Source organism: Streptomyces sp. NPDC036822 (genome assembly GCF_055609145.1).
The window spans coordinates 1-13,825 of record NZ_JBVJPY010000024.1; the positions used below are offsets into that span (position 1 = coordinate 1).

At 71.4% G+C, this 13,825-nt stretch carries 14 protein-coding genes; 7 read left to right on the forward strand and 7 right to left on the reverse strand.

The window, feature by feature from the left end; all coding sequences use genetic code 11:
• Both ACZ68P_RS32520 and ACZ68P_RS32525 read left to right on the forward strand, forming a co-directional pair.
• Window positions 1-273, forward strand: a 273-nt coding sequence (locus tag ACZ68P_RS32520) for a transposase family protein (protein WP_471012554.1), incomplete at its 5' end; no start/stop codon positions are given.
• A 101-nt stretch (window positions 274-374) separates the two neighbouring features.
• Window positions 375-809, forward strand: coding sequence for a hypothetical protein (locus ACZ68P_RS32525; protein WP_471012555.1), 435 nt, complete (start codon window positions 375-377; stop codon window positions 807-809).
• Window positions 810-1,062: 253 nt separating this feature from the next.
• Here the strand turns inward: ACZ68P_RS32525 and ACZ68P_RS32530 are convergent, their stop codons facing one another.
• Together ACZ68P_RS32530 and ACZ68P_RS32535 are read right to left on the reverse strand one after the other, a co-directional pair.
• Window positions 1,063-1,629 (reverse strand): hypothetical protein, encoded by a 567-nt coding sequence (locus ACZ68P_RS32530; RefSeq protein ID WP_471012556.1) that lies wholly within the window; start codon window positions 1,627-1,629, stop codon window positions 1,063-1,065.
• A 268-nt stretch (window positions 1,630-1,897) separates the two neighbouring features.
• Entirely contained in the window at window positions 1,898-2,272 is a 375-nt protein-coding gene (locus ACZ68P_RS32535) for a hypothetical protein (protein ID WP_471012557.1), read from the reverse strand.
• A 69-nt stretch (window positions 2,273-2,341) separates the two neighbouring features.
• Here ACZ68P_RS32535 and ACZ68P_RS32540 point away from each other — a divergent pair, with 69 nt between their 5' ends.
• A complete protein-coding gene (locus ACZ68P_RS32540) occupies window positions 2,342-2,479 on the forward strand; it encodes a hypothetical protein (RefSeq protein WP_471012559.1) in 138 nt (45 codons plus the stop codon).
• Window positions 2,480-2,540: 61 nt separating this feature from the next.
• Here ACZ68P_RS32540 and ACZ68P_RS32545 read toward each other — a convergent pair whose 3' ends face one another.
• Window positions 2,541-3,422: a winged helix-turn-helix transcriptional regulator gene (locus ACZ68P_RS32545; RefSeq protein WP_471012561.1), complete on the reverse strand. Its 882-nt coding sequence runs from the start codon at window positions 3,420-3,422 to the stop codon at window positions 2,541-2,543.
• Between the two features lie 139 nt (window positions 3,423-3,561).
• Between ACZ68P_RS32545 and ACZ68P_RS32550 the strand changes: the two genes are divergently transcribed.
• The gene (locus ACZ68P_RS32550) at window positions 3,562-4,818 is read left to right on the forward strand and encodes an MFS transporter (protein ID WP_471012562.1); all 1,257 of its coding nucleotides are present in this window, start codon (window positions 3,562-3,564) and stop codon (window positions 4,816-4,818) included.
• A 216-nt stretch (window positions 4,819-5,034) separates the two neighbouring features.
• On the opposite strand, the gene ACZ68P_RS32555 is transcribed toward ACZ68P_RS32550, so the two are convergent.
• The 3 genes from ACZ68P_RS32555 to ACZ68P_RS32565 all read right to left on the reverse strand — a co-directional run bounded on the left by ACZ68P_RS32555 (window position 5,035) and on the right by ACZ68P_RS32565 (window position 11,251).
• The gene (locus ACZ68P_RS32555; protein ID WP_471012564.1) at window positions 5,035-6,579 is read right to left on the reverse strand and encodes a carboxylesterase/lipase family protein; all 1,545 of its coding nucleotides are present in this window, start codon (window positions 6,577-6,579) and stop codon (window positions 5,035-5,037) included.
• A gap of 525 nt (window positions 6,580-7,104) precedes the next feature.
• A complete protein-coding gene (locus ACZ68P_RS32560; RefSeq protein ID WP_471012566.1) occupies window positions 7,105-9,948 on the reverse strand; it encodes a hypothetical protein in 2,844 nt (947 codons plus the stop codon).
• Window positions 9,949-10,630: 682 nt separating this feature from the next.
• Entirely contained in the window at window positions 10,631-11,251 is a 621-nt protein-coding gene (locus ACZ68P_RS32565) for a hypothetical protein (protein ID WP_471012567.1), read from the reverse strand.
• A gap of 357 nt (window positions 11,252-11,608) precedes the next feature.
• Between ACZ68P_RS32565 and ACZ68P_RS32570 the strand changes: the two genes are divergently transcribed.
• From ACZ68P_RS32570 to ACZ68P_RS32580, 3 genes are all read left to right on the forward strand, one after another.
• Window positions 11,609-11,992: a thiol-disulfide oxidoreductase DCC family protein gene (locus tag ACZ68P_RS32570; protein ID WP_471012568.1), complete on the forward strand. Its 384-nt coding sequence runs from the start codon at window positions 11,609-11,611 to the stop codon at window positions 11,990-11,992.
• Window positions 11,993-12,255: 263 nt separating this feature from the next.
• Window positions 12,256-12,480, forward strand: a complete 225-nt coding sequence (locus ACZ68P_RS32575; RefSeq protein ID WP_471012570.1) for a hypothetical protein — start codon at window positions 12,256-12,258, stop codon at window positions 12,478-12,480.
• Between the two features lie 15 nt (window positions 12,481-12,495).
• Complete coding sequence (locus ACZ68P_RS32580) at window positions 12,496-12,867, forward strand: fic family toxin-antitoxin system, toxin component (RefSeq protein WP_471012572.1); 372 nt, start codon at window positions 12,496-12,498, stop codon at window positions 12,865-12,867.
• A gap of 191 nt (window positions 12,868-13,058) precedes the next feature.
• Here the strand turns inward: ACZ68P_RS32580 and ACZ68P_RS32585 are convergent, their stop codons facing one another.
• On the reverse strand, window positions 13,059-13,538 hold the full coding sequence (locus tag ACZ68P_RS32585) for an SRPBCC family protein (RefSeq protein ID WP_471012574.1): 480 nt from the start codon (window positions 13,536-13,538) through the stop codon (window positions 13,059-13,061).
• Between the last annotated feature and the right edge of the window lie 287 nt (window positions 13,539-13,825).

Here is a 13,825-nt window from a genome sequence, read left to right on the forward strand (position 1 = left end):
GCCTGCCTCACCAGAGAGATCCTTGTCCTGGCGGACCGTGCCTACCAGGGGGCCGGCGCCACCGTCCGCACCCCGTACAAGAACCACCGCGAACAACCCGAGCACTACCAGCAGTTCAACCGCGACCACGCCCGCCTGAGAGCTCCCGGCGAACGCGCCTTCGCACAGCTGAAGTCCTGGCGGATCCTTCGCCGAGCCCGATGCTCCACACGCCGCATCGGCACCATCGTCCAAGCCGTCCACACGCTCCTGACCTGCAACTATTCAGGATGAAAAAGGCTCAGTGATGCGGTGAGACGGCGCAGCGTTTCTGGCCCGGGGCGCTACAGCCTGCTGACCAGGCAGCACCTCGTGGCGACGGATTGGGGACCACTGTGAGCGTCAGCGAGATGTACGGAACGCACCCGGAGCAGATCGCAGCGCTGTTGAAAGTCGCCGGCGAAGGGACGATGGTGTTGTCGTTCCAGGAGGACCGTGCTTTCGCTGCAATGAGCGTGGGACGCTTCAGGGCTGTGGGATCCACACGCTTGGACTGGTCCGGGGCCGGAGTGATCGAGCGCAGTGAGTCGTTCGACGCCCACGAACTGCGCAGACTGATGGCCTCCTGCACTGGAGCGAAGGAACTCGCGGTCGTGTTCTGGAGCAATCTCGCAACGCCCTCCGTCGCTCTGGAGGCCGCGTTGGTAGCGGAGCATGCAGAGACAGTGTTGGAGTGCTCTCCTGAGAGCTGGATCTATCTCACCGACAGTGAAGTGCTGATCGAGTTCCAGGACGGCGAGGGGTTCACAGCGGGAAGGGTTCCTCACTGACCGGGTCGCCGTACCACCGTCCCGATCCCACCACGTCGCCCACGCCCTTGCCACGCACCACCTGACCAATCCGCCGCGCGCCGCCGCATCGGTCGCCTGCTGCTCCCCGCCACCGCTCCTGCCCTACCGAACATGACACAGATCGACAGTGTCCGACGAAGGCGTCACCCCGGTGGCCGCCGAACAGCGTCTACCGCGTCTACGTCGACATGCCGCCCGGGCGCGACCTGTAGGTCATGGCGGACCGGGTGGGTCACTTTCTGCTGCCGGCTGTCAGGATGGTGCCACCGTGGAAGCGTCCGTAGACGGGAGTGCCCCCAGGCCACCTCGGGTGGCGGCCGAACGGAACGCTCGTACGCCCGGTCGCCCCGCGCAGGTCGGCCACGAGAGCACCCTCGGGCAGCCGGGAGCCGAGGCCCGCGAGCGCCGGGTCACCCGAGGCACGCGCTTCCATGACGGTGACGGGCGCCACGCTCGCGGGCGCGGCCGCGCAGGCCAAAGCTTCCGGTGAGTCCTCGGGGAAGTCGTCGCCGGCATCGGCGAAGTCTCCGGAGAACCAGTTGAGGAACGCGGTGGAGAAGCTGTCGAAGTGCTCCGCGTCCCTCGCGGCGTACGTCACCAACCCGGCCACGGTCACCAGCCAGTGCTGGAGCGAGGGCGCGACCAGTTCGGCGCCGTGGGTCTCCCAGAATGCGAAGACCGGGCCCCACGCGCCCGTCACGGGATCCACATCCGCGTAATAGGTCTCCGCGCCTGCGTTGGTGTGGACGATGCGGAACGAGCCGGGCTCGCCGCACCGCCACGCGGCCCCACCGCTCACGGCCGCAGAACGGTACGGGGCCCCGAACTCGCCGTGGCCGCCTACGTGCAGAACTCCGACCCGGCGACAGATCTCCCGGACCGGCTCGGGCACCGGAACCCCCCAGCCGTCCATCTCCGCATCGCTCACCCCTGCACCCAGCCACACACTCTCCTCGGCGTCCGAGGCCTCCTGCAACGCCTGCACCACGTCTTGCCACGAGGGGACTTCACTGCTCCACGACATGCACGCAGCCTCACATACCGCACCGACACTCCCGGCACCGCGGTCACCCTGATTCCGTCAGCCGCCCACGGACTGCGAAGCCCACGCAGTCGACCTCGCCCTGGTCGCGGCCCTGGCCGTCGACGACCGGATTCCCGCCCGGCACCGGTTCCAAGCGGCCAGCCTGCTGTTCGGCGCTGCCACTGTCGCCGAGCGCCGCCTCGCCGAGACGTGGCCGGCCACCCCGCGACATGCCGATCCCGACAGCGAGGCCCGAACCCGCGGCGTTGTCCAGGCTCGCACTCCAGATCTGCTGAACCGCTGGTCGGCCGAATGCCCTGCGGTTCGTCTCGCCCTCGCCGGACTTGCCGTCGTCTTCCCGACGGACCGCACCCTTCCCGCCCTGACACCGCGCCTGCGGTGCTTCACGCACCAGCATGCCCGGGGAACCGACATCGGCGACTACGTGCGGTTCGTCCTCGTGCCGGCTGCCCAGGACGACGAGACCATGGCAGAGGCTCTCACCGACTCCCCCTGGACGGGAACCGCGCGCGGAGGGCCGACGCGGGCACGAGCCCTCCCCCTCCTCGGCCAGACGCTGACCAAGGTCGGCGCCGGGCTCACCAGGACACGTCCCGGGCAGTGAGAGCCCTCCGGCGCCGAGCCTGCGACGAGGCAGGAGAAGGCCATTCTCGGGGCGCGGCTCGTCAGTCCTCCGACGCCAGGCGCCGTACCTCCGTCAGGGCCTCGCCCACCGCTGCCGGGATGTCCGTCACCGGGAAGCGCGCGTGCCGCACCACGCGGTGGCGGTCCACGACCAGGACGACTCGCTTCAGCCGCAGCAGTTGCCCGGCGCGGAAGGTGGGCAGCCGCAGGGCGGCTGCGAGGCGCAGGTCGACGTCCGAGAGAAGAGTGAAGGGAAGGCCCTCCTCGACCGCGAACACCCGCTGTTCGTCCGAGCGTTGGGTGCTCACGCCGCGCACCTCCGCGCCCGCCGCGCGGAAGTCCTCGTACGCGTCCCGGAAGAGCTGGTTCTCCAGCGTGCAGCCGAGGGCGCCGGGGATGACCGACCAGCCGTCCGGCAGGGGGGTGGGGCTCCCGGTCGCCGGATAGCAGAACAGGACGGTGGCCACGCCGCCGGCCACCGGGTCCACCGGTGCGCCGTCCCGGTGGCCCGGCAGCTCCAGGTGCGGCAGCCGCTCGCCCGACAGGCCCGCGACGCGCCGCGCCTCCGCGCTCGCCTCGTCGGCGGTGCCGCTGAGCGAGCCGTCGCCGAAGATCCAGCGGTCCGCCCAGTCCTGCATCGACAGCAGTACCGGCAGCAGCCCCCGGCCGCTCTCCGTCAGCCGGTACTCGTGCCGCACCGGCCTGTCCTGGTACGGGACCTTCTCCAGGACCCCCGTCTCCACGAGGTGCGCCAGGCGCTCGGTGAGCACCTTCCGGGAGATGCCCAGCTCCTCCTGGAGCGCGTCGAACCGGTGGTGCCCGCGCGCGGTCTCCCGGATCAGGAGCAGACTCCACCAGTCGCCGACCACCGACGCGGCCTGCGCGATCGCGCAGGCCGCGTCCCGCTCGGGCACCGACCTCATCACAGCGTCTCCACTTCTCCGCGCGCCGCGGCCGCTCGTCACATCCATCTTGCGCCATGCCGTCGGTTCCCGATAGAAACTCACTCGGAAGAACTGAGTTCCCAAAAGAGACTGACTAGACCCAGGGGGTGGGCGCCGTATGAGCGGGACACGAGCGATCCCGGAGCACGACCGACGCGACGACGTGCGGGAGACCTCGCCGCCGGGTGTCTTCTGGCGCTTCTGGGCCGCCGCCACGGTCAGCGGCGCGGGCACCGCCGTCACCGCCCTCGCCCTGCCGCTCGTCGCCCTCACCGTCCTCGACGCCAGCGCCTTCGAGGTCGCCCTGCTCGCCGCCGCCGGACAGGTCTCGTGGCTGCTGCTCAGCCTCCCGGCAGGTGTCGTCGCGCAGCGCGTACCGCTTCGCCGGCTCCAAGTCGCGCTCGACCTCGTACGGTTCGCCGCGCTCGGATCTCTGCCGCTCGCCTGGTGGCTCGGCACCCTCACCTATCCGCACCTGCTGTTCGCGGCGCTCGTCACCGGCGCGGCGACGGTGCTGTTCGACATCGGCAACTCCACCTTCCTGCCCGCCGTCGTCCCGGCCCGGCAACTGGCCGCCCGCAACAGCGTCATGTCCGGCACGCACGCCGTCACCGACACCGGCGGCCCCTCCCTCGGCGGCGTCCTGATCGCAACGACCGGCCCGGTCGGCGCGCTCGTCGTGGACGCCGCCAGCTACCTGGCCTCCGCGGTGCTCCTGTGCACCCTCCCCGAGAGCCGCCCCGCGCCCCGTACCGGCGAGAGCGTGCTCCGGCTGATGCGCGAGGGATGGAGGTACGTCACCGGGCACCCGGTCATGCGGCCGTGCATGATCTGGGCGACCGCCGCGAACTTCCTCAACGCGGCCCTCGTTGCCCTCACCCCCCTCTACCTGGTCCGCGAGGCCGGCCTCGATCCCGTACAACTCGGTCTCGTCCTCGCCATGGACGGGGTCGGCGCGCTCGCCGGCGCCGCCGTCGCGGTCCGGGTCACCACACGCATGGGCACCGCGTGGGGCATCATCGCGGCCGACCTGGCCGGCGGCGCGCTGCTCCTGCTCGCCCCGCTGACCACGTCGGCGGGCAACGCGTACTGGTTCGCCCTGGGCAACGCCGGCTTCGCCTTCGGCACCGTCATCGGCTCGATCACCACCCGCACCTACCGGCAGACCCAGTCGCCCCCCGAGCTGCTGTCCCGGGTGATGGCCACGGTCCGCTTCGTCTCCTGGGGCGCGCTGCCGCTCGGCGCGCTGACCGCCGGCCTCCTCGCCACGTGGGTCGGCGCCCACACGGCCCTGTGGACCGTCTGCGCCGCAGCCCTCCTGCCCCCGCTCTACCTCTTCTCCACCGGGGTAGGCCGCCACCGCGACCTCGTCTGACGCCCGGACTTCACGGGATGAGCGGTGCCGCGGCCCCGGCTGCGATGTGCCCGAGCAGGTCGCGCAGGCGGTGTGCCGGTCGGGCGTAGAGCACGGCGCGGACGACGCCCAAGGCGTTTCCGTGCGCGTACGCGATGGCCCTCTCGTGACAACGCCGCGACGGCTCCGGCGCCCGGACTTCCGGGCGCCGGAGCCGTCGCACGTTCCCGGCACCGTTCAGCGCCGGGCGGTCACTCCTTGCGGGAGCCACAGGTCGCACTTGTGGTTCTCGGGGAACGTCGTCGACGCCGTGATCGCCTCGGGCGCGAGCACCTGCACCTTCGGATACTGGTTCCAGCGGGGGGCGTCGGCCGCGTACGGGACGCCCGTGTGGGCGAAGGCGGTCCAGTAGCCGAGCATCTTGGAGGCCAGGGCGTTCTGGGCGGGGGTGCCCGCGACGCCGCCGAAGACGTACCGGATCTCGGAGCCGTGGGGGGCGCCCAAGGGGAAGCCGACCGGCAGGTCGAGGTAGTCCACGGCGCCGCGGTCGGCGAACTCGTACTGGTAGGAGCGGGTGTAGCCGGCCATCAGCCGCGCCGCGCGGGACTGGAGGCAGGCGAACTGCGAGTCGGTGAGGATCGCGCCGAGTGCCTCGGCGGGGGAGCCGTGGTCCGACAGCGGGTAGCGGGCCAGGATCGCGTCGGAACGGTCGCCGTACAGGGCGCGGACGGCCACCGGGTACCCGGCCGGGGTGAGCTGGCGGCCTGCCAGGTCGTAGGTGGATGCCACGGTGAGCCGGCCCTCGTCGGCGGTGGTGCCCTGCAGGACGGGCACACGGTGGAACCTGCCGCTTGCCAGCGCGTCGGCGATCTGGAGCGGGACGACCCGGCCGTCGACGTTCGGAAGCCAGCGGGCGGTGGGGCTCGTCGAGGCCGTGAGCAGCTCGCCGGCCGGCTTGCCGCGCAGGCAGGCGACATCGGCGCAGCCCACGGAGTCGGCCCAGGTCGCACCGGTGCGCTGCTGCGACTCCTGGGTGGGCAGCGGGAAGGCACAGCCCGACTGGGCGATGGCACGGTCGAAGAGGCCGGCCGCGCGGGGGGAGACGAGGTGCTGGCAGACGCTGCCGCCGCCCGCCGACTCGCCGAAGACCGTGACGTTGCCGGGATCACCGCCGAAGGAGGCGATGTTCTGCCGCACCCAGCGCAGGGCCGCCTGCTGGTCGAGGAGGCCGTAGTTGCCGGAGATGCCCTCCGCCGACTCTCCCGTCAGACCCGGGTGGGCGAGGTAACCGAAGGCGCCGAGACGGTAGTTCAGGGTGACGACGACCACGTCGCCCCGGGCGGCCAGTTCTCCGCCGTCGTAGAAGGCCCCGGAACCGATGGTGAAGCCGCCGCCGTGGATCCAGACCATCACGGGCCTGTCGCGCAGGGAGCGCTCGGCAGGCCTGTGGACGTTGAGGTAGAGGCAGTCCTCGCTGGGGGTGCCCGGCCCGGCCAGATCACCCCAGGGGGTCGACGAGCCCGTCTGCATACAGGGGTTGCCGGGGGCCGTGGCGTCCCGGACGCCCGTCCAGCGCGCGGGTGCGGCGGGCGGCTTCCAGCGCAGGCCGCCGACGGGCGGCGCGGCGTAGGGGATGCCGAGGTAGTCGTCGGCCCTCTCGCCCGCCGTTCCCCGCACCTGCCCGTAGCGGGTGGTGACGGTCGTGTCGTCGGTAGCCGCAGTGGCCGCGGCGGGCACGGCGCCCAGCCCGGCCGCCGACAGCAGGAGCGCGCTCGCCAGCACGCCCCGTAAGCGGCGCCTCCACGACGGCGATCGTCGCGTCGTCCTTGCCTTGTGCCTCGTGTACGGACCGGGCATCGGTACCTCCGTGCGGGAGTCGGTGACAGGGGCACCGCAGTCTCGGCGCCCGCGGCGCCTTTCGCATCGCGCGAATCACCAGTCATGCCCACGAGCGGCCCGGCACCGGAGGGGTTCTCACCGGGTGTGCGCGGCCCGCGACCGTGGACGAAACCAGGGCCGGGCCCCGCATGACGGCGAGACCAGAACCTGCCGGCGGCGACGGATACCGGCGGGACGCCGGCCACGACCTTGTGCCTCGCCGCACGCCGCGGCTCGTCCGCCGGCCGCCACGGGGGAGCGCCCACAGGGCGGCAGCGGTTGAGCTGTGCAGGTGCAAGGCGTGGACCGCGCCCCTGCTGTTTGTCGCCCCGGGCCCCCGGGCCACCGAGCCGTCGGGGGAGGGGACGACGGCGGAAGGCCGCCAGGGTGCCCCCGAGCGGCCCTCCGTCGCGGTGTCATCGCACGGGATCAGACCAGAGGCACGGCGTCGATCACCCGCTGCGGAACCGTCCACACCTTGGTGGCCGTGTCCGTCGGACTCCGGCGTCCCTCGGTGATCAGCCAGACAGCCGGGGAGTCCGGGGACTTCAGCCGGGTGCCGTCGGCGAACTCCGTGGACAGCGACTGCCAGACCCGGTTCGGCACCACCTGCATGGGCACGTTCGCGTACCCGCTCGCCGTCAGCTCCTCCATGCTCTGGAACGGAACCTTCGCCCCGCCCACGACCGCCGCCTGGCTCAGCGAGCCGGCGTCCTTGATGCGGGTGCCGTCGGCGATCTTGGTGGTCATGGCGTCCCAGACGCGGGCGGGGACGACCAGGCGGGTCTTGGCGCCGTAGCCGGCTTGCTGGAGTTCGTCCATGGTGTGGAAGTCGACGCGGGCGCCGCCGATCACCGCCGCTTCCGAGGTGGCTCCGCTCTTGGCGATGCGGGTGCCGTCGGCGATCTTCGTCGTCATGGCGTCCCACACGCGGACGGGGACGACCTCGCGCGGCTTGCCGCCGTACCCGGCGTCGTTGCGCTCCGCCTCGGTGTGGAAGTCGACGCGGGCGCCGCCGACCACCGCCGCCTCCGACGACCAGCCGCTCTTCGCGATCCGGGTGCCGTCGGCGATCTTCGTCGTCATGGCGTCCCACACGCGGGCGGGGACGACCTCGCGCGGCTTGCCCCCGTACCCGGCGTCGTTGCGCTCCGCCTCGGTGTGGAAGTCGACGCGGGCACCGCCGACCACCGCGGCCTCCGACGACCAGCCGCTCTTCGCGATGCGGGTGCCGTCGGCGATCTTCGTCGTCATGGCGTCCCACACGCGGACGGGGACGACCTCACGCGCCTTGCCGCCGTACCCGGCGTCGTTGCGCTCCGCCTCGGTGTGGAAGTCGACGCGGGCGCCGCCGACCACCGCCGCCTCCGATGTCGACCCGCTCTTCGCGATCCGGGTACCGTCCGCGATCTTGGTCGGGAGGGCGTCCCACACACGGTCGGGAATGGTCCACATCCGCTTCTCGCCGAACCCGCAGGCGATCAGCTCGTCCATCGACACGAACGCCACCTTCGCCCGGCCGACGATGCCGGCCTGCGAGCTGCTGCCCGCCTTCTTCACGCGCGTGCCGTCCGCGATCCGGTCCGGGATGAGGCTGAACGCCCGGCCCGGCAGCGAGCGGACCTTCGACGCCCAGTCCGTACCGAAGCCGGAGTCGATGACCTCCTGGGGGGAGGCGAAGTTGACCCGTGCGCCGCCGATGATCGCCGCCACGGGAGTGCTTCCGCCGGTGCCCTGGATCAGGATGCCGTCGTCGGGCACGTCGGCCCGGATCATGTTGAACGCGCGCGTCGGGACCGTGCGGACCTTGTTCGCCCAGTCGGTGCCGAACCCCGCGTCGACGACCTCCTGCGGGGAGGCGAAGTTGACCCGTGCGCCGCCGAGCATCATCGCCACAGGCGTCGGTACGCCGTTCGCGATGCCCTGGATGAGCGAGCCGTCCGGCGGGATGTCGGCGTGGAACTCGTTGAAGGCGCGGCTGGGGATCGCGCGCACCTTCTCGCGCCAGTTCGTTCCGTATCCGGTCTCGACGACTTCCTCGGGCGAGGCGAAGTTGATGCGCGACCCGGCCACGAACATCGCCACCGGCGTCGAAGAACCGCCACCCGTGCCCTGGACGAGCGTGCCGTCCGCCGGGACGGTGCCGAGGTTGTTGAACGAGAAGTCCGACACGATGACGACCTTGGAGGGCCAGTCCGTACCGTGGCCGGTGTCGACGACCTCCTGGGGTGAGGTGAAGTTGATGCGCGCCCCGCCGACGACCTGCGCGACGGGCGTGCCGTTGCCGCCGTTCCAGCCCTGCACCAGCGTCCCGTCGGAGGGCACCCGGTTCATGTGGTCGCGGGCGTCGACCGACCAGTCCGAGATCTTGGGCGGACGGCCGCAGTTCACAGGGGAGTTGCAGTGCGACTGGTGCAGGGGCGCGCCTCCGGCGAAGATGTACACCCGGCCGCGCTGGTCGATGGCCGACGAGCCGTTGCGCGGTGTCTTCGGACCCGCGTCGATGACCGACTGGTACGTAGGACGTGGCGGGGAGTCGCAGATCCCACCGTCGCACGTGGCCTGCCAGACCGGCGCGCCGCCGACCATCTTGTAGATGCGCCGGGTGTCCGTGGTGTGCAGGAGCGTGCCGTCGGCCAGGCCGTGGACCGACGTCACCGGCTGCGGCTGCGGCGGAGCGGGCGGGTTGGTCGGACCGGGCGCCGTGCCGCCGCCCCGCCCCGTGCCCTGCGTGACCTTCTTGAACCCCTCGCTCTTGGGCAGGTTCACCCAGAGCGCGGACTCGTGGCCCACGAAGTGTTCCATGCCGGAGTTGCATCCGGCCGGCAGCCACTCGCGCGTCAGGAAGACGCGCTCGGTGAAGATGCCGTACGAGACATAGGTGATCTCGTGGGACGGGGAGACGGTGTTGGTCTTCAGGCCCACCGAACTCGTCCAGGAGGCCTTCGCCCCGATCTGGAGCTCGACGTTGACCTTGGCCACGACGTAGTCGACCGACATGCCGGCCGTGAACTGGGTGCTGAGTTCGACGGTGTCGGACTTCGTGACGGTCACCTCGAGGTTGTCCCCGGGCGCCACCCGCCACGGCCCGTCGGACGCCTTGAAGTCCTCGTAGTGCTTGCTCACCTTCCAGGCGGTCGGCCCGCAGGACACCGGGAGCGGCAGGGGTGGTGGATCGGCCTGCGCGACCTGGGGCGTCGTCGCCACCAGCCCGCCGGCCAGCAAGACGCCGGTCAGCGCGGTGAGCGCCGGCCGCAGCCTGTGTCTGAACATCGTGCCTTCTCTCGACAAGGGAAAGCCCGCTCTCCCCCATGGGGCCGGGCTCGGAAAGGAATGACTGACCAGTGGGGAGGTGACGTGACGCGCATCAGGCCGGACCGGACCCGGCGCTGCTCCCGCGCGGTACCGCATTCCTTCGAAGGCATGCCGCGGCTGCGGTTTGGACAGCACAGATCGCCATACGCACGTTCCCCCCGTGGACAGCCGCATCCGTGCATCGCACGGGCGGCGGCTCCTTGGCGCAGTACAGCTCGGAGGTTAGACGCAGCCGCCGCGGGTCTGTCAAGATCCACCGGCGGAACGCTTATCCGTGTCCGGCCGCCACCCCGCGCGCTCTCGCGCCCGCGACAGGTTCCGGATCGGCGGTACGAGCAGCGGCCGAGCCCGCCCGCCTGTTGCGAGGTGAGGAGTGGATGCCGCGCGCTTGGCGGCGCCGTTCCCCTGCGGCCCCTCCACACGCCGCCACCGTCCGCTTCATCCTCTTCGAAGCATGGCTGTCCTGGCCTTCAACCAGTTGCCCAGGTCGCGTGAGCATTCCGCTCGGCGGATCCGGATGGCTGGGATCGGCCGCCGCCGAGCGTGGTCGTCCCCCCGCCGTGCATTGCATGGGGCCGGCCGCGCACCGTCCGGTGGCACCCCTCGCACGTTCCGCATAGCGCGGCCCGCTGACAGCGCCTCAGGATGAGGGCCCGTCCAGCGGCCGCTCCAACCGCACCTCGGTCACGCTGACGCCGTCCGGAGCGCCGAACGCCTCGACCATCACGCCGTAGCCGATGTCGGTGACCTCCAGGGCCAAGCGCTCGGCCCCCACGCGCAGATCGAGCCTTGCCACGGGCTCGCCGTTGAAGTCCGGCATGCGGTGGATCCGCGCCGCCGGGTAGTTCAGGGCCGCCAGCTTGTTCCGCAGTTCCTCGTACGTGGCCGTGTCCGTCTTCGAGAACGCGCTGCTGATGCGCAGTCGGTGCCTTTCGGCGATGCACTCCTCTGTGGGATCGAGCGGCACCGCGTCGACCAGGACGGGCAGGGTGGAGTCAGGAGTGGGCTCCGCTGTCGTGGTGTCGGCCGCAAAGGCCGATGCCACGCCATCGAAGTTGTCGGACACGTCCGGGGCACAGCCCTGCCAGATGAGGTCCGCCATCTCGAGGAACCGCACCTCCGCTTCGTCGTCGCTCGCCACGACGGCGCTGACCGCGGAGGTCTGAGCGGCGGTGGCGTTCTGCGCGCCGAACCCGGTCAGGACGACGACGCCGCCGAGCGCGGCCGCCAGCAAGGACTTCGGGAGGAAGATTGATCGCATGTCCGTACGATGCAGGCTGCGGATCACCGCCCACATGAGTAGCCGTACCTATCCCACCGGAGCATCAGCTCATCAGCGACACAGGGGGCACCAGATCCGCCGCCATCAGCAGCCGCGCAGGACCTGCTGACTGCTGACCGCCTGGCTGCCCACCACCCGGCCGCCGTGCCGGACGTCGACGGCGGCAGTGGGTCACTCTTTGAACTGATCGCTAGTGGGCCGGGCGCCTGCGCCCCGGCGGCCTGCTGATCCTCATCGAGGGCCGTACCCGCCACGCATGTCTGATCACCGCCCAGACCGGTGATGTGACCGGCCCTCGGCCGGGGCGGGGGAGTGCGCGCGGGGCATCATGGGGTCATGAGAACGCACCCGGTGCTCGTCTACGACGGAGACTGCGGCTTCTGCACGGCATCGGCCCCGGTCGCACAGCGCCTGCTCCACGCCGCCTGTGAGATCACCGCGTGGCAGAGGGCCGACCTGGACTCCCTCGGCGTCACTCGGGAGCGCGCCGCGTACGAAGCGCTTTGGGTGACCCCCGACGGCGCCGTGTACGGCGGAGCCCAGGCCGTGGCGAAACTGCTGCTTCGGGCCGGCAGAGGGTGGGCGGTCCTGGGAGCGGTCCTCCAACTGGCACCGGTGCGCTGGATCGCACACGCCGTCTACCGGATCGTCGCGAACAACCGAGGACGGCTGCCGGGCGGGACGCGGGCATGCGCCGCCCCCGCCCCACGGTCCTCCTGATCTGCCCCTGCCGGGCGGCACCGGTCCACGACCAGGACCAGGATGCCGACGGGCCGCGCCAGGAGCAGCCACAGCCCTCCGCCGGTGTCGAGACACAGTGCCGCGAAGGCCTGGGCCGCTGACAGATACCGCTCGCCACGTCCCGGCGAAGCAGGTGAAGGGGCTCTCGTGGCGCGGTCGCCCAGTTCCGGCACTCCGAAGCCCGCCAGGATGGTTTCCGCCCGCGCGCCCCCTGCGGGCGTCCGGGCCGCTACCGTGGTCGTATGGCACGGGAGATCCGCATCGAGATCAGTGACGAGGCATACGAGGCGCTGCAGCGTGCTGCCGCCGCACGGCACGTGGCTGCCGAGGCGTACGCGGGCCAGGTGCTGGACGCCGATCTCACCCGCGCCCGTTTCCTCGAGGGCGCTCGGCTGTTCGTCGCCGAGCACGGGGCCGCGTTCGCCGAGCGTTTCGGCCGCCCGGGGCGCGGCGCCGACGCGGCCTGAACCGGGGGCTGAGCCGTGTTCTTGCAGATTGATCTGACCTGGCTGCTCGACATCGCGCAGCGGGAGTTCCCCGGTGACCCGGAGATCGTGGACTTCGGCTCCCTCGAAGCGGCGCGGGCCCGTCATGCCTTCCGTGTCATGGACGCCCCTGTCTATGGCCAGCCGCACCACCGTGCTGCCGCACTGCTGGAACAGCTCGCGCGTGTACCGGCGCTGGAGCACTCCAACGAGCTCTACGCCCTGGCCGTGGCCGCGGCCTACCTGCATGCCTCGGGGCATCCGGTCAGCGTGACGTCGAAGGAGGCCGGCGACCTCGTCGAGCAGGTCGCGGACGGACGTACCGGCGTGCGCGAGATCGCGGCTGTCCTGAAGGACTGGACCCGATGAGCGCCAGGACCGCGGCCGAGGCCAGGAAACGGACGTAGTCGGCGACGATTTCGGCCGCAATACGCGGAGGGGTGCCGCGGGGCCGGCTCTCCGGTGGGGCGCAGCGCTCGCCGCCTTCGGCCATGGTCATCTCCCGACAGCGCCGGTGGAGCCGCCCCAGCGGTCGTCCACGAACGAAGAGAGACGGCGGATCAGTCCGTGGTCTCGCGGACGTCCCTTCCCTGCTCGGCGAACGCCTTGAAGTCCTGCATGTGCTGGTGTGACTGCCTGCGGAAGGCGCCGGGCATCAGGAGTCCCAGCAGCTTCATCAGAAAGCCGCTGAACCGGTATTCGTTCTCGCTCTCCCAGAGCGTGGTTTCCGGGCCGGCCTCGGTCAGCCGGTCGCGCACGGCACTCCACATGCCCTCGCCGACGATTTCGCGCTCGAAATGGACGACGCTTGTATGCGGGATCTCGCGCAGGTCTGCCGGCTCCCGGCGTGTGATGGTCTCGGTGCACTCGACCTGCCGCCGGCCCATCTGCATCACGACCCGCGACGTGGTGCCGAGCTGTCCGTGCTCCCCACTCAGCGGCTCGTGCAGCACCAGGCCCCGCAGCCATTTCGGCAGGTGCGCCGGGTCGGCGAGCAGCCGGGCCGCCTTCTCTCGTGGCAGGGCGAGCTCGATGGCCACGGTGTATGTCATGGGGCGCATCATCTATTCCTTGGTGGGGGGACGACGTGTTTTCGTACTGCTGGTCGTGCTCCTCGGCTGAGGGCACTGCATTCTGTGTCCGTGAAGCAGAGCGCGCCTGCCGCCACGCCGTCGTGCTGCCGTCGTCCCGCCGATGGGCCGCGCGCCACCGCCGGCCGCTCGTCACACTGCGGCCGGGTCCGGGGGCACGCCGGGCGCTCCGAGCCCGGTCCGCTCGCCGTTCGGCGCCACCGTCGTGCCGCCCGACGGCGCCTCGGCGGCGGCCG